16 protein-coding genes are annotated in these 19,865 nt (G+C 64.3%); 8 read left to right on the top strand and 8 right to left on the bottom strand.

The window, feature by feature from the left end:
* Positions 1–94: 94 nt before the first annotated feature.
* On the bottom strand, positions 95–2,095 hold the full coding sequence (tkt, locus tag BLS08_RS03235; RefSeq protein WP_055984458.1) for a transketolase: 2,001 nt from the start codon (positions 2,093–2,095) through the stop codon (positions 95–97).
* 109 nt (positions 2,096–2,204) lie between these two features.
* Entirely contained in the window at positions 2,205–3,359 is a 1,155-nt protein-coding gene (locus tag BLS08_RS03230; protein WP_055984461.1) for a TDT family transporter, read from the bottom strand.
* Positions 3,360–3,469: 110 nt separating this feature from the next.
* Between BLS08_RS03230 and BLS08_RS03225 the strand changes: the two genes are divergently transcribed.
* From BLS08_RS03225 to metK, 3 genes are all read left to right on the top strand, one after another.
* Positions 3,470–4,351: a LysR family transcriptional regulator gene (locus BLS08_RS03225; RefSeq protein WP_055984464.1), complete on the top strand. Its 882-nt coding sequence runs from the start codon at positions 3,470–3,472 to the stop codon at positions 4,349–4,351.
* 73 nt (positions 4,352–4,424) lie between these two features.
* A complete protein-coding gene (locus BLS08_RS03220; protein ID WP_055984468.1) occupies positions 4,425–5,426 on the top strand; it encodes an ArsR/SmtB family transcription factor in 1,002 nt (333 codons plus the stop codon).
* Complete coding sequence (gene metK, locus BLS08_RS03215; RefSeq protein ID WP_055984470.1) at positions 5,427–6,617, top strand: methionine adenosyltransferase; 1,191 nt, start codon at positions 5,427–5,429, stop codon at positions 6,615–6,617.
* 66 nt (positions 6,618–6,683) lie between these two features.
* On the opposite strand, the gene BLS08_RS03210 is transcribed toward metK, so the two are convergent.
* Positions 6,684–6,995 (bottom strand): hypothetical protein, encoded by a 312-nt coding sequence (locus tag BLS08_RS03210; protein ID WP_055984475.1) that lies wholly within the window; start codon positions 6,993–6,995, stop codon positions 6,684–6,686.
* A gap of 217 nt (positions 6,996–7,212) precedes the next feature.
* On the opposite strand from BLS08_RS03210, the gene ligB reads away from it, so the two are divergent.
* Together ligB and BLS08_RS03200 are read left to right on the top strand one after the other, a co-directional pair.
* Positions 7,213–8,904 (top strand): NAD-dependent DNA ligase LigB, encoded by a 1,692-nt coding sequence (gene ligB / locus BLS08_RS03205; protein WP_090336032.1) that lies wholly within the window; start codon positions 7,213–7,215, stop codon positions 8,902–8,904.
* Between the two features lie 84 nt (positions 8,905–8,988).
* Positions 8,989–9,384 (top strand): DUF1090 domain-containing protein, encoded by a 396-nt coding sequence (locus BLS08_RS03200; protein ID WP_075744958.1) that lies wholly within the window; start codon positions 8,989–8,991, stop codon positions 9,382–9,384.
* Here the strand turns inward: BLS08_RS03200 and BLS08_RS03195 are convergent.
* The 5 genes from BLS08_RS03195 to BLS08_RS03175 all read right to left on the bottom strand — a co-directional run bounded on the left by BLS08_RS03195 (position 9,378) and on the right by BLS08_RS03175 (position 15,038).
* Positions 9,378–9,827 (bottom strand): c-type cytochrome, encoded by a 450-nt coding sequence (locus tag BLS08_RS03195; protein WP_090336030.1) that lies wholly within the window; start codon positions 9,825–9,827, stop codon positions 9,378–9,380. The genes BLS08_RS03200 and BLS08_RS03195 overlap by 7 nt on opposite strands.
* A gap of 111 nt (positions 9,828–9,938) precedes the next feature.
* Entirely contained in the window at positions 9,939–11,528 is a 1,590-nt protein-coding gene (locus BLS08_RS03190) for a methyl-accepting chemotaxis protein (protein ID WP_090336028.1), read from the bottom strand.
* Between the two features lie 178 nt (positions 11,529–11,706).
* The gene (locus tag BLS08_RS03185; protein ID WP_003458833.1) at positions 11,707–12,093 is read right to left on the bottom strand and encodes an MAPEG family protein; all 387 of its coding nucleotides are present in this window, start codon (positions 12,091–12,093) and stop codon (positions 11,707–11,709) included.
* A gap of 97 nt (positions 12,094–12,190) precedes the next feature.
* Positions 12,191–13,474, bottom strand: a complete 1,284-nt coding sequence (locus tag BLS08_RS03180; protein WP_090336026.1) for a Zn-dependent hydrolase — start codon at positions 13,472–13,474, stop codon at positions 12,191–12,193.
* 76 nt (positions 13,475–13,550) lie between these two features.
* Complete coding sequence (locus BLS08_RS03175) at positions 13,551–15,038, bottom strand: NCS1 family nucleobase:cation symporter-1 (RefSeq protein WP_003458830.1); 1,488 nt, start codon at positions 15,036–15,038, stop codon at positions 13,551–13,553.
* A 576-nt stretch (positions 15,039–15,614) separates the two neighbouring features.
* Between BLS08_RS03175 and hydA the strand changes: the two genes are divergently transcribed.
* The 3 genes from hydA to preA all read left to right on the top strand — a co-directional run bounded on the left by hydA (position 15,615) and on the right by preA (position 19,808).
* Positions 15,615–17,054 (top strand): dihydropyrimidinase, encoded by a 1,440-nt coding sequence (gene hydA / locus BLS08_RS03170; RefSeq protein WP_090336024.1) that lies wholly within the window; start codon positions 15,615–15,617, stop codon positions 17,052–17,054.
* A gap of 111 nt (positions 17,055–17,165) precedes the next feature.
* Positions 17,166–18,533 (top strand): NAD(P)-dependent oxidoreductase, encoded by a 1,368-nt coding sequence (locus BLS08_RS03165; protein WP_074855200.1) that lies wholly within the window; start codon positions 17,166–17,168, stop codon positions 18,531–18,533.
* Complete coding sequence (gene preA / locus BLS08_RS03160) at positions 18,534–19,808, top strand: NAD-dependent dihydropyrimidine dehydrogenase subunit PreA (protein WP_003458824.1); 1,275 nt, start codon at positions 18,534–18,536, stop codon at positions 19,806–19,808.
* The last annotated feature ends 57 nt before the right edge of the window (positions 19,809–19,865 follow it).

Here is a 19,865-nt window from a genome sequence, read left to right as displayed (position 1 = left end):
GATCGCGCTTCATCGATCCACCGGGCGCTGTAACGGTGGATGAACAGGGCGCCAGTTACGCGCCCCGATCCACCGCTACAGCGTCGTTCTCAACTCAGGCGTCCAGCAGTTCTTCGGCAGTGGCGACGATGTTGTCGACGGTGAAGCCGAAGTGCTCGAACAGGGCCGGCGCCGGGGCCGACTCGCCGAAGCTGGTCATGCCGATGATGCGACCTTCCAGGCCCACGTACTTGTACCAGTAGTCGGCGTGCGAGGCCTCGATGGCGATGCGCGCACCGACCTGCAGCGGCAGCACGTCCTGCTTGTAGCCGGCGTCCTGAGCGTCGAACACGCTGGTGGACGGCATCGATACCACGCGAACTTTATGTCCGGCGGCGGTCAGTTTGTCGTACGCGGCCACGGCCAGACCGACTTCCGAACCGGTGGCGATCAGGATCAGCTCCGGCTCGCCGACGCTGTCCTTGAGCACGTAGCCACCGCGCGCGATGTCAGCCAGCTGCTGGGCATCACGCGGCTGGTGCGGCAGGTTCTGACGGCTGAACACCAGGGCGCTCGGACCGTCGGCGCGCTCGATGGCGTACTTCCAGGCCACGGCGGACTCCACGGCATCGGCCGGGCGCCAGGTGTCGAGGTTCGGCGTGCCACGCAGGCTGGCCAGCTGCTCGATCGGCTGGTGGGTCGGGCCGTCTTCGCCGAGGCCGATGGAGTCGTGGGTGAACACGTACAGCACGCGCTTCTTCATCAGCGCGGACATGCGCACGGCGTTGCGCGCGTATTCCATGAAGATCAGGAAGGTCGCGCCGTACGGCACGAAACCGCCGTGCAGGGCGATACCGTTCATGATCGCGCTCATGCCGAACTCGCGCACGCCGTAGAACATGTAGTTGCCGGACGCGTCTTCAGCGGAGACGCCCTTGCAGCCCTTCCACAGGGTCAGGTTGGAGCCGGCCAGGTCGGCCGAACCACCAAGGAACTCCGGCAGCAGCGGGCCGAAGGCATTCAGCGCGTTCTGGCTGGCCTTGCGGCTGGCGATGGTCTCGCCCTTCTCGGCGACATCCTTGATGTAGGCAGCGGCCTTCTCGGCGAAATCGGCCGGCAGTTCACCGGCGATACGGCGCTTGAACTCGGCAGCCAGCTCGGGATGGGCAGCGGCGTAAGCGGCGAACTTGTCGTTCCAGGCGGCTTCGGCGGCAGCACCGGCGGCCTTGGCGTCCCACTCGGCGTAGATCTCGGCCGGGATTTCGAACGGGCCATGGTTCCAGCCCAGCGCGGCACGGGTCAGGGCGATTTCGTCGTTGCCCAGCGGCGCACCGTGGCACTCTTCCTTGCCCTGCTTGTTCGGCGAACCAAAACCGATGGTGGTCTTGCAGCAGATCAGGGTCGGCTGTTCCACGCTCTTGCGCGCGGTCTCGATGGCCATCTTGATCTCTTCGGCGTCGTGGCCGTCGACGTTGCGAATCACCTGCCAGCCGTAGGCTTCGAAGCGCTTCGGCGTGTCGTCGGTGAACCAGCCCTCGACTTCACCGTCGATGGAGATGCCGTTGTCGTCGTAGAAAGCGATCAGTTTGCCCAGGCCCAGGGTGCCGGCCAGCGAGCAGACTTCGTGGGAAATGCCTTCCATCATGCAGCCGTCGCCGAGGAACACATAGGTGTTGTGGTCGACGATGTTGTGGCCTTCACGGTTGAACTGCGCGCCCAGCACCTTCTCGGCGATGGCGAAGCCGACGGCGTTGGCGATGCCCTGGCCGAGCGGGCCGGTGGTGGTCTCGACACCCGGGGTGTAACCGTATTCCGGGTGGCCCGGGGTACGGCTGTGCAGCTGGCGGAACTGCTTGAGGTCTTCGATGCCGAGGTCGTAACCAGTCAGGTGCAGCAGCGAATAGATCAGCATCGAGCCATGACCGTTGGACAGCACGAAGCGGTCACGATCGGCGAAGTTCGGGTTGCTCGGGTTGTGCTTGAGGTAGTCGCGCCACAGCACTTCGGCGATGTCCGCCATACCCATGGGGGCACCGGGGTGGCCGCTGTTGGCTTTCTGCACGGCATCCATGCTCAGGGCACGAATGGCATTGGCTCGCTCACGACGGCTGGGCATCGCTGAATCTCCTACGGGGGCTGCTTCTGAATGAAGGGGGCGAAAAAAGACGCCTATTTTCGCCCAGCCGGCCCCCATGGGGCAATGACAGATGGTCGTAGAGACCAAATCAGCCCGCCTGCTCGCTCAGAACGCTCACCGCCGGGCTGCCCGGTCCGCCCAGACACGGTGCCTGAAACAACTCGCCATGCCAGACGCCGGCGAGCGTGCGACTGAACACCAGCGTCCAGACCGCCGCCAGTTGCACCGCCAGCAGCAGACCGATGAAGGTGAACAGGCTCAAACCGGTCACGGCCTGCAGCTCGAAGGTGGCCAGGGCGAATACCCCCAGCGGAAAGGTAAAACCCCACCAGCCGAGGTTGAACGGCATGTTGTCGCGGATGTAGTGGCGGGTGAACAGTGTGGCGATCACCAGCCACCACAGCCCAGCGCCCCACAAGGCCAGGCCGCCGATCAGGCCGAGATCCCGCGCCAGCTCGGCGGCGCTGACCAGCGGCGTACCGGCAAAAGCCAGCGGTGCCGCCTGGCCCATGCTGAGCAAGCCCAGACAGCCGGTAGCCAGCGGCCCCAGCGGCAGCCAGCTGGTGGCGGCGAAATCGGTATCCGGCAATTTGTGCAGGGCCAGGCGCAGCAACACCAGAGTGATCAGCGAGAACGCCAGCGACAGCGACAATCCCCAGAGCACGAAACCGGCGACCAGCAACTGTTGCGCCGCCTCGGCCGCCAGATGCGGCGCCAGCGCCCCTGCCGTGCTGGCGGCGACCTCCGGTGCGACGATAGGTAGCAGCCAGACCGCGGTGAGTTTCTCCAGCGCATGATGCTGGCGGGTGAACATCAGATAAGGCACAAACAAGGCGCCGAGCAGCGCCAGCGCCGCATCCAGCCACCACAGCGCATGGGCCAGCGCGTAAATCCCTTCGCCCCAGCGCGGCACACCGAATAACAGCAAGCCCTTGATCAGCACCGCCAGGCCCATGGGAATGGCGCCAAGGAACATGGACTGCACCGGATGCAGCAACATCGGCCAGATGGTTTCGCGAAACAGCGCCAGGCGCAGCAGAAACAGCAGGCTGAACAGCGCGAACAGACCGACTGCGACAAACCACAGCCCCTCGGCAAGCATCGGCAATCCCGGCAAAGGCCAGGGTAGATGAGCGATCACCAACGCCAGCACACCGGTGCCCATGGTCACGGCGAACCAGCTGGGAGTGAAATGGCGAATGAAAGCCAGGGGCTCGGGTAAACGGCTGAAGGGGCGCGGCATGAGTCGGGTGGTCCCGTGACATGAGTGATGGCGCAAGGGTAAGAATTGGCTTGCCATATGAAAAATACATATTCAGCATTCGATACATACCTTTCATTTATGCATCAACCATGAACCTGCACCATCTCAAGGTCTTTCTGGCCGTGGCAGAAGCCGGCAGCATCAGCGCCGGCGCCGAGCGCCTGCACATCAGCCAGCCTGCCGTAACGCGGGAGATTCGCGACCTCGAAGCCAGCCTCGACCTGCGCCTGTTCGATCGCCAGCCACGCGGCGTGCAACTGACCGAAGGTGGTCTGCGTCTGCACGACTATGCGCGGCGCATCTTCGCCCTGGAGCGCGCCGCCGAACGCGACCTGCGTGACTTCGCCCAACTGGAGCAGGGCGAGCTGCATCTGGGCGCCAGCGCCACGCTCGGCGCCTACCTGCTGCCGCCCCTGCTCACCCGTTTTCGCACTCTGCATCCGCAGATATTCGTCAGCCTGGAAGTCAGCAACACCGATGTCGTGACCCGACAACTGGACGAAGGCCGCATCAGCCTGGGCTTCGTCGAAGGCTCGTTCGCCCAGGCCGACTACGCGCATCGCCTGCTGGCGCGCGATGCCCTGCTTCCGGTGGCATCGCCGCTGCACCCGCTGGCCAGGGCCGAGCGCCTTGAGGCCCGCGACCTGCAGGCGTACCCGCTGTACATGCGCGAACCCGGATCCGGAGCTCGCGCCAGTATCGAGCAGGCCTATCGCGATAACGGATTGGAGCCACAGGCCGGCATGGCCATCGGCAGCACCGAAGCGCTCAAACGCCTGCTCGCCGACGGCCAAGGCATCGCCTGGCTGTCGCAGCGGGTGGTCGAACGTGAACTGGCCAGCGGCGAACTGCAGCGTTTGGCAGTACAGGACCTGCAGATCGAGCGTGAACTGCATGTGCTGTGGCGGCTCGGTACCAGCCTGAGCCCGGCTCCCGCCGCTTTTCTGCAACTGAGCCAGGCGCCAGGCTAGCCCCAATACCAATATCAAAACTTTTTGATATTGGTATTGCTGTATGAAAAATGACCGACTAGACTGCGCCCCCATGACCCTGCGCGCACCCCAGTTGGATTTCGACCCCTGCGACGAGCTCGCCGCCCTGTGCAAGGCCGGCGGTGATCCGTTGCGCCTGAACGTGCTGCGCACCCTGAGCAACGATTCGTTCGGCGTGCTGGAACTGGCGCAGATCTTCGCTATTGGCCAGTCGGGCATGAGCCACCACCTCAAGGTGCTGGCCCAGGCCGGCCTGGTGGCCACGCGCCGCGAGGGCAACGCGATCTTCTACCGCCGCGCGCTGCCCAATGGCCGCCTGCACGCCGCCCTGCTGGACGATATCGACGAACTGCCATTGCCTGGCGATGTGCAAACGCGCATTGCCGCCGTTCATCTGCAACGCGCCACCGTCAGCCGCGATTTCTTCGCGCGCATGGCCACCAGCTTCCAGGCCCAGCAGGATCTGATCGCCGGTTTACCGCAGTACCGCGACAGCCTGCTGGCCCTGCTCGACGCCTTGCATTTCGCGCCAGACGCCACGGCGCTGGAAATCGGGCCTGGCGATGGTGCCTTCCTGCCCGAGCTGGCGCGGCGCTTCGCCCGGGTCACGGCACTGGACAACAGCCCGGCTATGCTCGAACTGGCCAGCCAACGCTGCGCCGCCGAGGGCCTGGATAACGTCGAGCTGAAACTGGCCGATGCGCTAGAGGACGCGCCAGTCACGGCCGATTGCGTGGTGCTGAACATGGTGCTGCACCACTTCGCCACGCCGGCCGAAGCCTTTCGCAAGCTGGCCGCCTTGGTCGCCTCCGGCGGCAGCCTGCTGCTCAGCGAGCTGTGCAGCCACGACCAGAGCTGGGCGCGCGAAGCCTGCGGCGACCTGTGGCTCGGTTTTGAGCAAGAAGACCTAGCGCGCTGGGCGACGGCCGCCGGCCTGACGCCCGGCGAAAGCCTCTACATAGGCCTGAAAAACGGCTTTCAGATTCAATTACGGCACTTTGCCAAACCCGATGCGCACAGCGCCTTCAGCCTCCGGCAAGAAAGGAACCGATAGATGAGCGAATATTCCCTGTTTACCTCCGAGTCCGTGTCCGAAGGGCATCCGGACAAGATCGCCGACCAGATCTCCGATGCGGTGCTCGACGCCATCATCGCCCAGGACAAGCACGCCCGCGTGGCCGTGGAAACCCTGGTCAAGACCGGTGTGGCCATCGTCGCCGGCGAAGTGACCACCAGCGCCTGGGTCGATCTGGAGCAGATCGTCCGTGACGTGATCTGCGACATCGGCTACACCAGCAGCGATGTCGGCTTCGACGGCGCCACCTGCGGCGTGCTCAACATCATCGGCAAGCAGTCCCCGGACATCAACCAGGGCGTCGACCGCGCCAAGCCGGAAGATCAGGGTGCCGGCGACCAGGGCCTGATGTTCGGCTACGCCAGCAACGAAACCGACGTGCTGATGCCGGCACCAATCCGCTTCTCCCACGCCCTGGTCGAGCGCCAGGCCGAAGCCCGCAAGTCCGGTCTGCTGACCTGGCTGCGCCCGGACGCCAAGTCCCAGGTCACCTGCCAGTACGAGAACGGCAAAGTGGTCGGCATCGACGCCGTGGTGCTGTCCACCCAGCACAGCCCGGACGTCTCGCTGGCCGACCTGCGCGAAGGCGTGATGGAGTTGATCATCAAGCACGCCCTGCCGGCCGAACTGCTGCACAAGGACACCCAGTTCCACATCAACCCGACCGGCAACTTCGTGATCGGCGGCCCAGTGGGCGACTGTGGCCTGACCGGACGCAAGATCATCGTCGACTCCTACGGCGGCATGGCCCGTCACGGCGGCGGCGCCTTCTCCGGCAAGGACCCATCCAAGGTCGACCGCAGCGCCGCCTACGCCGGCCGCTACGTGGCCAAGAACATTGTCGCCGCCGGCCTGGCCGAGCGCTGCGAGATCCAGGTGTCCTACGCCATCGGCGTGGCCCAGCCGACCTCCATCTCGATCAATACCTTCGGCACCCACAAGATCGCCGAAGACAAGATCATCAAACTGGTGCGTGACGTGTTCGACCTGCGCCCGTACGCCATCACCAAGATGCTCGACCTGCTGCACCCGATGTACCAGGACACCGCTGCCTACGGCCACTTCGGCCGCACCCCGCAGTCCAAGACCGTCGGCGAAGACAGCTTCACCACCTTCACCTGGGAGCGCACCGACAAGGCCGCCGACCTGCGCGCCGCTGCCGGCCTGTAAGAAAGCCCCTGAAAATGAAAAAGCCCCGCCAGAGCGATCTGGTGGGGCTTTTTCGTGCCTGAGGGCTTATTTGCCGAACATCGAACTCAGGCCCTTGAGTGCATCCTTGGTGGCATTCAGCTGGTCAGGTGCGGCAGCCTGAGTGGAAGCATCGGCCTCGGCGCTGAGACGCTCAAAGCCACCATCGAGCGCAGCCAGGTTTTCATTGGCCTTGTCGTTGCTAGCCAGTGCTGCCAACTGCTTGAGCTGAGCCAGACCGTCCTGATTGGCAGCCATCTGCTCCTGACATTTGGCCTGGATCGAGGCGACCTCGGCAGCGTGAGCAGGCAGAGCGGCGAAAGCCAGAGCGGCGAAACAGGCAACGGAAACAATACGCATCAGTGAAGACCTCTAAGGGTTGAGGCCCGGCTGTCCATGCGCCCACCGCCGGGCAAATCCATTTGTTTGGGGGTTGAAAAGGCGCGCGAATTTATCACCCAGATAGCCAGGCAACAAGAAAAAACCGAACAATATCCGAGATTTAGCTGCCAAGGCTGAGCGAATACCCATCCAGCTGCTAGGCTCGGTGAGTACCTTTGAGCAAGGAAGCTCCGCGATGAAACTCGCCCTGCTGCTATTACTCCTTCCGCTGGCTGCCCAGGCCACCCCCTGCCCCGACTGGCCCGCCAGTCGCGCCAATTCCGAGCTCGCCGCACTCAGTCAGCAGATAGCCGAGTGGGACGACGCCTACCATAACCACGGCCGCTCGCTGGTGGCTGATGAAATCTATGACCAGGCCCGCGAGCGCCTGCAATCCTGGCATCGGTGCTTTCCGACTGCCCGCACGGCATTGGCCGACCCTCTGGCTGGCAGCAGCGGGACGATCGCGCACCCGGTGCCGCAGACCGGCCTGCGCAAGCTCAACGATGCGGCAGTGGCGGAGTGGATCAACAGTCGCGACGATCTGTGGATTCAGCCCAAGGTCGACGGTGTCGCGGTCACCCTGGTCTACCGAGACGGCGTGCTGCGACAAGCCATCAGCCGTGGCGACGGACGCCTTGGCCAGGACTGGACAGCCCGCGCGCGGCAGCTACCGGCCATTCCCGCACGCCTGCAGGAACCGCTCGATGCCGTGTTGCAGGGCGAGCTCTACTGGCGCCTGGACGGCCACGTGCAAGGCCGCGACGGTGGGGTTGGCGCCCGCGGCAAAGCGGCAGGTCTGATGGCGCGACAAACGCTCGACCAGCAACAGGCCAGTGCCATCGGCCTGTTCGTCTGGGATTGGCCGGATGGCCCGGCGAACATGTCTGAGCGCCTGCAAGCCCTGCAGAGACTGGGTTTCGGCGACAGCCTGCACTACACCCAGCCCCTGCGGAACGCCAAGGAAGCCCGCAGTTGGCGCCAACGCTGGTTCGATCAGCCACAGCCGTTTGCCAGCGATGGTGTGGTCCTGCGTCAGGGCACGCGGCCATCCGGAGCGCGCTGGCAGGCAGAAGCGCCGCACTGGGCGATTGCCTGGAAATACCCGGCCGGCCAGGCGCTGGCCGTGGTGCAGGCGGTGGATTTCAGCATCGGCCGTACTGGACGTATCACGCCGATCCTGCGTTTGCAGCCGGTCGACCTCGACGAGCGGCGCATCAGTCGGGTCGCTCTCGGCTCGCTGCAAACCTGGGAGAAGCTGGACATACGCCCCGGCGATCAGGTGGCGATACGCCTGGCCGGCCTGACCATTCCACGCCTCGACCAGGTGATCTGGCGCAGCCCGGAGCGTGCAATAGTGCACGCTCCCGATCCCAATCGATACCACGCCCTCAGTTGCTGGCGACTCAGCAGCGAATGTCAGCAACAGTTCCAGGCACGCCTGAACTGGCTCGCCGGCAAACAGGGGCTGAACCTGCCCGGCGTGGGACCGGGCACCTGGAGCACGCTACTGGCGGGGCAGAAACTGGAGGGTCTGCTCGATTGGCTGGCACTCGATAGCGAACACCTGCAACAGCTGCCCGGTATCGGCCCACGGCGCGCCTCGCAGCTGCAGCAGGCCTTCGCCCAGGCCCAGCAGCGCTCACTGCAGCAATGGCTGCAGGCGCTCGGGGCACCAGCCGGTTTCCAGCTCGGCGCGAAGGATGACTGGGCCACGCTAGTGGCTCGCAGCCACGCCGAGTGGATGCAGCAACCCGGCATGAGCCAGAACAGCGCCGAGCGCCTGTTGGCGTTCTTCAGCCACCCGGAGGTTCAGCGCCTGGGCGTGCAACTGCAGGAGGCCGGCACCGTCGGTTTCCTGCCGCAGGAAAATTCACCGCGCGGTTGACCCAGATCAGCAGATGGCTCAATCCGGTCGAACCTCGCGCAACAACCAGGGTCACTTCGAAGTAGACCTTCACGAGGACAGACCATGATCCGTCAAACCGCTTTGCTCGGCCTGCTGCTGGCCGCCAACCTGAACGCCACACCGCTTCTGGCCGCCGAGGGCGATAGCGGCTGCGCCGTCAAACGCCAGGTGCTCCAGGAGAAGATCGACGCAGCGCACAAGAGCGGCAACTCGCGAGAGCTGGATGGACTGCAACGAGCACTGGGCAATGTCGATGCCCATTGTGATGACGCTTCGCTGCACAAGGAGCGCCTGGCCAGCGTCAAGGAAGCCCGGGAGGAAGTGCAGGAGCGCGAGATGGATCTGCGTGAAGCCATGGCCAAGGGCGATCAGGAGAAGATCGCCAAGCGTCAGGCCAAACTGGCTGAGGCACGCGCCGAACTGCAGCAGGCCGAGGCCGAAGCACGCGCCGATCAGTAAGCGCGAAACGCCTTGTGGCACGCCTCGCAACTGTCCTCGACGGCCTGCACAGCCGGCTCCAGCTCGGAGCGACGTAGCGGCGGTGCGGTCGTGGCCTGTACCAGTGCGGCAGTAGCCTGCTCCAGATCACGCGCCATCTTCTGGAACTGCTCCTGGCGCTGCCAAACCTCGGCATTGGCCTTGCTGCGCTCGTCGTCCGCCACCTCGGGGAAATGCTGCCAGGGCTCGTGCGACAGGCGCTCCAGCTCGCCAGCACCGCTGATGAAAGCCGATTCATCGTAGGGAATGCGGCCGCGCAGCATCCCACCGAGGTCTTCGCTGACCTTGAGCATCTCCTTGAACGCTGCCTGACGCATGCCCAACGGCGAGTTGGGGTCGACCCCTCCACAGGCGGCCAGGGTCAGGCAGACGCAGGTGAGCAGCAGGAGTTTCTTCAGGGTCATCGACACGACTTCCGGGCGACAAGGGGCCGCCAGTATCGCGGCTCGCCCCGGTCGGGCCAAGCGACCTCTTGTCACAACAGCTGTCGTTTGTATGCGTTGGTCAGCCAGGGTTCAGGTACGGAAGCGCCCCAGTTGGCTGTTGAGTTGCTGCACCTCGCCCTGAATCTGCGCACTGACCTGCACCACGCTCTCGGTCTCGCCCTGGCTGCGCTCGGCCAGGCTGGAGATGTGCGTTACCCGCTGATCGATCTCCTGCGCCACCTGGCTCTGCTGTTCTGCGGCCGTGGCGATCTGCGCGTTCAGGACATTGATGCCATCCACCGCCCCGACGATGGTCTCCAGCGCCTCACTGGCCTGACGAATGTGCTGAAGGTTGCCGTCGGCCAGGGCCGCGCTGCGCTGCATCGCCAGAACCGCATCACGCGCACCGCCCTGTAAACGCTGGATGATCGCCTGGATTTCACCAGTCGATTGCTGGGTGCGACTGGCCAGGGTGCGCACCTCGTCGGCGACCACGGCGAAGCCACGCCCTGCCTCACCGGCGCGTGCGGCCTCGATGGCCGCGTTGAGCGCCAGCAGATTGGTCTGCTCGGCGATGCCGGTGATCACTTCGAGCACCTTGCCGACACCACCGGTTTCGGCCTCCAGGCGCTGTACCTGCTCGCCACTGCGCTGCAGCTGTTCCACCAGTTCGGCGATCTGCGCGGCACTACGCTGCACCACCTGCTTGCCGCTCTGCGCACAATCATCGGCACTGCGTGCCGACTCGGCTGCATGGGCAGCGTGACGCGCCACCTCAGCCACGGTGGCGCTCATCTCGTTCATCGCGGTGGCGACCTGATCGAGATCCTCGTACTGGCGCCGCACACCATCGCCCGCCGACTGGGCGGCGCCGACCACATTGCCGACATGCTCTCCGGTACGCTCGCCGCTGCGCTTGACCTCCGCCAGCAAGCCACGCACCTGCTCCTGCATGCGGTTGTAGCCGGCGAAGATGCGGCCGATCTCGTTGTCACCCTGACGACCGTCCAGGCTACGCGTGAAGTCGCCGGAGCCGACCCGGGTCAGCGCCCCCTCCACCGCATTGAGGTTGTGCATCAGCGGGCGCAGGCCGAACTGACGGCCCAGCACCACCAGCGCCAGAATGCCCAGCACGCAACCGAACGCCAGCCACATCTGGCGGCGCTGGCTGCCTTCAGCGTGCGCCGCCATCAAGCCGACAGCCTGGTTCATCTCGCGCAGCAACTCGACCGACTGCTGCTCCAGGGCCTTGAGGTCGACTGCCGCATCGCCCGCAACCACACGCTGCAACTGCGTACGAAAGCCCTGCCAGAGACCACCGACCTTGTTCATCTGCGCCTGGACGCTGGGCTCGGCGATGGCACTGATATTGCGCGCCGCGTTGCCACTCAGCAGGTCGCGATGGGCGGCGTCGAACTGCGCCATGGTGGCTTCCAGCGTCGCTGCAGGCAGGACGCCTTCACGCAGCAACAGCGCCTCCTTGGTCATCTTCTGGCTGAGCATGCGCTGCGCGCCGGCAACATTGATGGTCTCCGGCGATACCGACATGCTCAGGTACAGTGCCACCGAGGCGACCACCGCGAGCAGAAACATCAGCGCATAGGAAAACAGAAATTGCTGATTCAGCGTGCGCAGGCCGATGGCACAGAGCAAGCGGTCGAAAAAGGCAGTGGCGGACATGAGAGGCTCCCTGGCAGACGGCGGGGACCCCGCCAAATAACCGGGAGCAAGCAAGAACGTGGCCAGCGGCCAGCCGCCCTACAGGCTGATTGACCTCATAAAACGCACCAGAACGGCGCAATGACTGATCAGTCACGCGCCTTTCTAGCTCATCGTCACAGCCAGCTGCAGATATCGACTAGGCGGACACCACGAACAGCGCCGCGATCAGCCCCATCCCGGCGAACCACACCAGCGAGCGCACAGGCCCCCAGCCAGCCAGATAGCAGATGAAATACAGCACACGGCTGACGATGAATGCCACGGCCAGTTGGTCGAGCAGCCCCTGCTCGGCACCGCCGGCCTGGTGGGCGATGATCACCGCGGCAGCGAACGCCGGGGTTACCTCGAAGCCGTTGAGCTGGGCGTTGTTGGCGCGCTTGCGCCAGCCCTCCAGGGTACTCAGGAACGCACGCGGATCCTGATTGGCGCGCGGCCCGTAGCCGGGGCCAAGGAACTTGGCTGTGGCAGTACCCAGATAGGGCAGAAAGATGGCGATCAGCACGCACCAGTAGGCGAGGGTCATGGAAGCTCCGCAGCTTGGTAATGGAGTGCGCAGCTTGTCTCGACCAGTAAAGAGCGTCCATGGCCAGCATCGCCCAAGTCGATGGCGATTCGGCCAATCATGCCGCCAGCTTGCCCTCTGCCAGCGCCACGGAGGCCGCGAGCATGGCGCGCAGCAACACCGCGCAGCCGGCAGCCAGATCCGTCGGTGCGGCATTCTCGATTTCGTTGTGGCTGATGCCTCCCTCGCACGGCACGAAAATCATCCCGGCCGGGCCCAGCTCGGCGAGGAAGATCGCGTCATGGCCGGCACCACTGACGATATCCATATGCGACAAGCCCAACCCGGCGGCCGCACCGCGCACCGCCTCGATGCAACCCTGGTCGAAATACAGCGGCGGGAAGTCCGCGGTCGGCGTCAGTTCGAAACTCAGGCCGTGCTTGGCACAGGTCGCCTCGATCACTCCACGCACCGCCTCGATCATCGAATCCAGGCGTTCCGGCTGCAGATGGCGGAAGTCCAGGGTCATGCGCACCTCACCGGGAATCACATTGCGCGAACCGGGGTAGGCCTGCAGGCAACCGACCGTGCCGCAGGCATGCGGTTGATGCTCCAGCGCCACCCGATTGACCGCTGCGACCACGGCCGCAGCGCCGACCAGAGCGTCCTTGCGCAGGTGCATCGGCGTCGGCCCGGCGTGGGCTTCGACGCCCTTGAGAGTGAGGTCGAACCACTTCTGCCCGAGCGCACCGAGCACCACGCCGATGGTCTTGCCCTGATCTTCGAGAATCGGCCCCTGCTCGATATGCGCCTCGAAATAGGCGCCCACCGCATGGCCGCTAACCGTCCGGGGCCCGGCGTAGCCGATGGCGTTCAGCGCCTCGCCGACACTGATGCCCTCGGCGTCGCGTTTGGCCAGGGTTTCTTCAAGAGTGAACTTCTCGGCGAACACCCCGGAGCCCATCATGCACGGGGCGAAACGCGAGCCTTCCTCGTTGGTCCACACCACCACCTCCAGCGGCGCTTCGGTCTGTATGCCCAGGTCATTGAGGGTGCGCAGCACCTCGACGCCGGCCAGTACGCCGAAGCAGCCGTCGAACTTGCCGCCGGTGGGTTGGGTGTCGATATGGCTGCCGGTCATTACCGGCGCCAGCGCAGCGTTGCGTCCGGGGCGGCGAGCGAAGATATTGCCGACGCCATCGACAGTGACGGTGCAGCCAGCCTCCTCGCACCAGCGCACGAACAGGTCGCGCGCCTGGCGGTCGAGATCGGTCAGCGCCAGGCGACAAACGCCGCCTTTGACGGTGGCGCCGAGCTGCGCCAGCTCCATCAGCGATTGCCACAAGCGCTCACCGTTGACGTGCGGCTGGCTGGATTGCAGAACCTCGGTGGCAGTGTTCATGGTCATTTCCTCGGCCTCTCTGGTTGTCTGTGACGCGGGACGCGTCTGCTGGATCGCTTCGCGGGCAAGCCCGCTCCTACACCGGTGCCTTGGCCACCACCGGCCTTGCGCTGCGCAGGCTGCACAAGCCGAAATAGATCAAGCCGCCCAGGAAGGAGCCGGTAAACCAGCCGTAGTCGTAGAACCAGCTGAAGGCGCTGCTACCGAGCGACAGCAGAGTCAGCGCCACCGGCACGGCGAAGGCGGCGAAACCGATCCAGTTCCACGCCGGGTAGACGTCATCGCGGTACAGCCCGGCCAGGTCGAGTTGCTGTTTCTTGATCAGGAAGTAGTCGACCACCATGATCCCGGCAATCGGCCCGAGCAAGCTGGAGTACCCCAGCAACCAGTTGGAGTACACGCTCTCCAGGCTCAGCTCGGAGACCAGCAGCCCTAGCTTTTTCAGCAGCTCATGGCCCATCAGCCCCAGGCCGATCAGGCCGGTGAGGATCACCGCCTTGGTGCGGTCGATCAGCTTGGGGGCGATGTTCTGGAAATCATTGGTCGGCGAAACGATATTCGCCGCCGTATTGGTCGACAGCGTGGCAACGATGATCAGCGCCATGGCCAGGGCGACCCAGCCGGGGCTCTGGATATGGCCGATCAGGCTGACCGGATCTGCCACCGTCTGCCCCACCAGACCTTCCGAGGCGGCGGTCATCACCACACCGAGCGCAGCGAAGAGGAACATGGTCAGCGGCAGACCGAAGATCTGCCCGAGAATCTGGTCCTTCTGACTTTTCGCGTAGCGGCTGAAGTCAGGGATGTTCAGCGACAGAGTGGCCCAGAAGCCGACCATGGCGGTCAGCCCGGCGAGAAAGTAACCGGTGACGCTGGCACCCTCGGGGCGATTGGCCGGCTGCGCCAGCAACTCGCTCATCGACACGTTGGGCAACGCCCACACCAACAGACCGGCACCAACCAGCACCAGCAGCGGTGCGGACAAGGTTTCCAGCAATTTGATCGACTCGGCGCCGCGCAGCACGATCCACAGGTTAAGTGCCCAGAAGATCATGAAACCGATCACCTCGCCGGTGCCACCGAGCGCCTTCCAGCCCTCGAAGATCGAACCCAGCAGCAGGTGGATCGCCAGGCCGCCGAACATGGTCTGAATGCCGAACCAGCCGCAGGCCACCACGGCGCGGATCAAGCAGGGCACGTTGGAACCGAGTATGCCGAACGAGGAACGCAGCAATACCGGAAAGGGGATACCGTACTTGGTGCCGGCAAAGGCGTTGAGGGTCAGCGGAATCAACACCACGACGTTGGCCAGCAGGATCGCCAGCAGCGCCTCGCCTACCGACAGGCCGAAGTAGGCGGTGAGCACACCGCCCAGGGTATAGGTGGGCACACAGATCGACATGCCGACCCACAGCGCGGTGATGTGCCACTTGTTCCAGGTGCGCTGATGCACCTTGGTCGGGGCGATGTCATGGTTGTAGCGCGGGCTGTCGAGTACGTCGCTGCCAGCGTTCAGCTCATACAAGCCCTCCCGCTCGGTCACTTCCGATCTGCTCTGTTGCATGGGCCTCTCCAGTATTTTTCTGATTGTTAGCGCATCGGGCTAATTCGATGGCCGGAGTTCAGTAGCCGGCCAGCACGGGGGCAGCGCCACTCAATAAGCGTGCCGCATTCCCCGGCTGGGCCTGCATCCTGCCTGCTTGAACACATTAAGCATCTGATCTGAAAACGTTTTATCTGAAGCCACAGGCGTCGCCAGCAGACGCCATCGACAGACTCGTGACGGCTTGTCCTGTCAGTCAGGATTCAAACTGGTGCAAGCGATTTTTTTTCGCCGCCCAAGGCCGCGCCATGCCAGGGCACAAGCGGCTGATTTTCCATGAGAAATCTTGACCATATTGGCATTCTGTCAAGTGCGTCAAAATGGTGAGAGCCCTCCCCATTTTGGTGATTTTTAGTTTTTATTGTTAACTTTCAATAACTTAAATATAAAATAATTGATCAAAAAATAATCTTGCCCAATCCAATTACTGCAACTAGATTCAATTCCTGTCAACGCTGACAGGAATAGACACCTACCCTCGTCAGCGCCAAAAAGCCAAGAGCCGACATGCATCGGCCAGCCTGCGAGGAACCCACCATGTCGCTGTTGATCCGTGGCGCCACCCTGGTCACCCATGAGCAAAGCTACCGCGCCGATGTGCTCTGCGCAGACGGCCTGATCCAGGCCATCGGTAACGATCTCGACGCCCCGGCCGGCTGCCAGGTGCTCGACGGCAGCGGCCAGTACCTGATGCCCGGCGGCATCGACCCGCACACCCACATGCAATTGCCCTTCATGGGCACGGTGGCCAGCGAGGACTTCTTCAGCGGCACCGCCGCAGGCCTGGCCGGCGGCACCACCTCGATCATCGACTTCGTGATTCCCAATCCGCAGCAATCCTTGCTCGAAGCCTTCCACACCTGGCGCGGTTGGGCGGAGAAGTCCGCGTCCGACTACGGTTTCCACGTCGCCATCACCTGGTGGAGCGACGAGGTCAGCCGCGAGATGGGCGAGCTGGTGGCAAAGTTCGGAGTCAACAGCTTCAAGCATTTCATGGCCTACAAGAACGCCATCATGGCCGCCGACGACACCCTGGTGGCCAGCTTCGAGCGCTGCCTCGAACTGGGCGCCGTGCCCACCGTGCATGCGGAAAACGGCGAGCTGGTCTATCACCTGCAACAGAAACTCCTGGCTCAGGGCCTAACCGGGCCGGAAGCGCACCCGCTGTCGCGGCCTTCCCAGGTCGAAGGCGAAGCCGCCAGCCGTGCCATCCGCATCGCCGAGACGCTGGGCACGCCGCTGTATCTGGTGCACGTCTCGACCCAGGAAGCCCTGGACGAAATCACCTATGCCCGCGCCAAGGGTCAGCCGGTGTACGGCGAGGTGCTGGCCGGCCATCTGTTGCTGGACGACAGCGTGTATCGCCACCCCGACTGGCAAACCGCCGCCGGCTACGTAATGAGCCCGCCGTTTCGCCCGCGTGGGCATCAGGAGGCGCTGTGGCGTGGCCTGCAGTCGGGCAACCTGCACACCACCGCCACCGACCACTGCTGCTTTTGCGCCGAGCAGAAAGCCGCAGGGCGCGATGACTTCAGCAAGATCCCCAATGGCACGGCAGGCATCGAGGACCGTATGGCGGTGCTCTGGGATGAAGGCGTCAACAGCGGCAAGCTGTCGATGACTGACTTCGTCGCGCTGACCAGCACCAACACCGCGAAGATCTTCAATCTCTACCCGCGCAAGGGCGCGCTGCAGGTTGGCGCCGATGCCGACCTGGTCCTGTGGGACCCGCAAGGCACACGCACTATCTCGGCCAAGACCCATCACCAGCAGGTTGACTTCAACATCTTCGAAGGCAAGACCGTGCGTGGCGTGCCCAGCCACACCATCAGCGCCGGCAAGCTGGTCTGGGTCGATGGCGACCTGCGCGCCGAACGCGGCGCCGGCCGTTATGTCGAGCGCCCGGCCTACCCGGCAGTGTTCGACCTGCTGAGCAAACGCGCCGAGCACAGCCGGCCGACGGCCGTCGAGCGCTAAGCCGCTACACAGGCACCCCACTACTTCGCCACACCGGCCCGCAGAGGCCGGATGGCCGCTTATCCGCTGTTAACTGCCGAATAAAAGCCACAAAACCGTGAGGCAATAACCGTGATAGACACCCTCAGCCATTTGCCGCGACCGGATGCCGGGGCGGCCGAACTGGCCGATCGTTTCAGCGATCTGGCCCCACCGCTCACCGCCCGCCAGGCCGCACTGGAAAGCGCTCGCTGCCTGTATTGCTACGACGCACCCTGCGTGAATGCCTGCCCCAGCGAGATCGACATCCCCTCGTTCATCCGCAATATCAGCCACGAGAACGTTCAGGGCGCGGCCGAGAAGATTCTCTCGGCGAATATCCTCGGCGGCAGCTGCGCCCGCGTCTGCCCCACCGAGATTCTGTGCCAGCAAGCCTGCGTGCGTAACAACGCGCAGGAATGCGCGCCCGTGCTGATCGGCCCTTTGCAGCGCTATGCCATCGACAACGCGCAGTTCAGCGAGCACCCGTTCCAGCGCGCCCCGGCCAGCGGCAAGCGCATTGCCGTGGTCGGTGCAGGGCCGGCGGGTTTGTCCTGCGCTCATCGCCTGGCCATGCACGGTCATGAAGTGGTGATCTTCGAGGCACGCGAGAAAGCCGGCGGCCTCAATGAATACGGCATCGCCAAGTACAAGCTGGTCGACGACTTCGCCCAACGCGAAGTGGAGTTCCTTTTGCAGATCGGCGGCATCGAGATCCGCCATGGCCACAAACTGGGCGACGACCTCAGCCTCAGCGAGCTGCACCAGCAGTTCGACGCCGTATTTCTCGGCATCGGCCTGGCGGCCAGCAAACGCCTTGGCCTGCCGGGCGAAGAGGCGCCGGGGCTGCTCGCCGCCACCGATTACATCCGCGAACTACGGCAGAGCGATGACCTGACGCAACTGCCGGTGGCCGAGCGCTGCATCGTCCTCGGCGCCGGCAACACCGCCATCGACATGGCGGTGCAAATGAGCAAACTCGGTGCCCGCGACGTCAACCTGGTCTATCGCCGGGGCTTCGAGGAAATGGGCGCCACCGCACACGAACAGGACATCGCCAAGGCCAATCAGGTACGCCTGCTGACCTGGGCACAGCCGGACGCGGTGCTGTTGAACGATCAGGGTCAGGTGCGCGGCATGCGCTTCGCCCGCACGCGTCTGGAGAACGGCCGCCTGCAAAGCACCGGACAAACCTTCGAGCTGGCCGCAGACGCCATCTTCACCGCCATCGGCCAGGCCTTTGACGGCCAAGCCCTGAACGACCCGCTGGCCCGCGAACTGAAGCGCGAAGGCGAACGCATCTGGGTCGACGCCCAGCTGCAAACCAGCGTGCCAGGCGTGTATGCCGGCGGCGACTGCACCGCCCTGGGCCAGGACCTCACCGTACAAGCCGTGCAGCACGGCAAGCTGGCCGCCGAGGCCATCCACTCTCACCTGATGCTCAATGTGGAGGCCGCATAAATGGCCGATCTATCCATCGAATTTGCCGGAATCAAGGCCCCCAACCCCTTCTGGCTGGCCAGCGCGCCGCCCACCGACAAGGCCTACAACGTGGTCCGCGCCTTCGAGGCCGGCTGGGGCGGCGTGGTCTGGAAGACCCTCGGTGAAGACCCGGCAGCGGTCAACGTGTCGTCACGCTACTCGGCGCACTTTGGGGCTGACAGAAGCGTCCTCGGGATCAATAACATCGAACTGATCACCGACCGCTCGCTGGAAATCAACCTGCGCGAAATCACCCAGGTGAAGAAGGACTGGCCGGACCGCGCGCTGATCGTGTCCTTGATGGTGCCCTGCGTCGAGGAATCCTGGAAAACCATCCTGCCACTGGTGGAAGCCACCGGCTGCGACGGTATCGAGCTGAACTTCGGCTGCCCCCACGGCATGCCCGAGCGCGGCATGGGCGCGGCGGTCGGCCAGGTACCGGAATACGTGGAGATGGTCACCCGCTGGTGCAAGACCTATTGCTCGCTGCCAGTGATCGTCAAGCTGACGCCGAACATCACCGACATTCGCACCTCGGCACGCGCCGCCCATCGTGGCGGCGCCGATGCGGTGTCGCTGATCAACACCATCAACTCGATCACCAGCATCGACCTGGAGCGCATGGTCGCTCTCCCCATCGTCGGCACGCAGAGCACCCACGGCGGCTACTGCGGTTCAGCGGTCAAACCCATTGCATTGAACATGGTTGCCGAGATCGCCCGCGATCCGGAAACCCGTGGCCTGCCGATCTGCGGTATCGGTGGCATTGGTAGCTGGCGCGACGCGGCGGAGTTCGTGGCGCTGGGTTGTGGCGCGGTGCAGGTGTGTACGGCGGCCATGCTGCATGGCTTTCGCATCGTCGAGGAGATGAAAGACGGCCTGTCGCGCTGGATGGACAGCCAGGGCTACGCCAGCCTGCAAGATTTCTCCGGGCGCGCGGTGGGCAATACCACCGACTGGAAGTACCTGGACATCAACTACCAGGTGATCGCCAGGATCGACCAGGACGCCTGCATTGGCTGCGGCCGCTGCCATATCGCCTGCGAAGACACCTCGCACCAGGCCATCGCCAGCCTGCCCCAGGCCGACGGCACGCATAAATACGAGGTGATCGACGCAGAGTGCGTGGGCTGCAACCTGTGCCAGATCACCTGCCCGGTGCAGGACTGCATCGAGATGGTGACTCAGGACACTGGCAAACCCTTCCTCGACTGGAACCACGACCCGCGCAATCCGTACCGCGTGGCCAGTTGAAAATAGCTCGCGGCTAAAACAGTTCGCGGCTAAAGCCCCTCCCACGGGATAGTAGTG

The sequence above is a fragment of the Ectopseudomonas chengduensis genome (genome assembly GCF_900102635.1).
Taxonomy (GTDB): Bacteria; Pseudomonadota; Gammaproteobacteria; order Pseudomonadales; family Pseudomonadaceae; genus Aquipseudomonas; species Aquipseudomonas chengduensis.
Note: the sequence above shows the minus strand (reverse complement) of the source record. Positions and strands in the feature narration are given on the sequence as shown.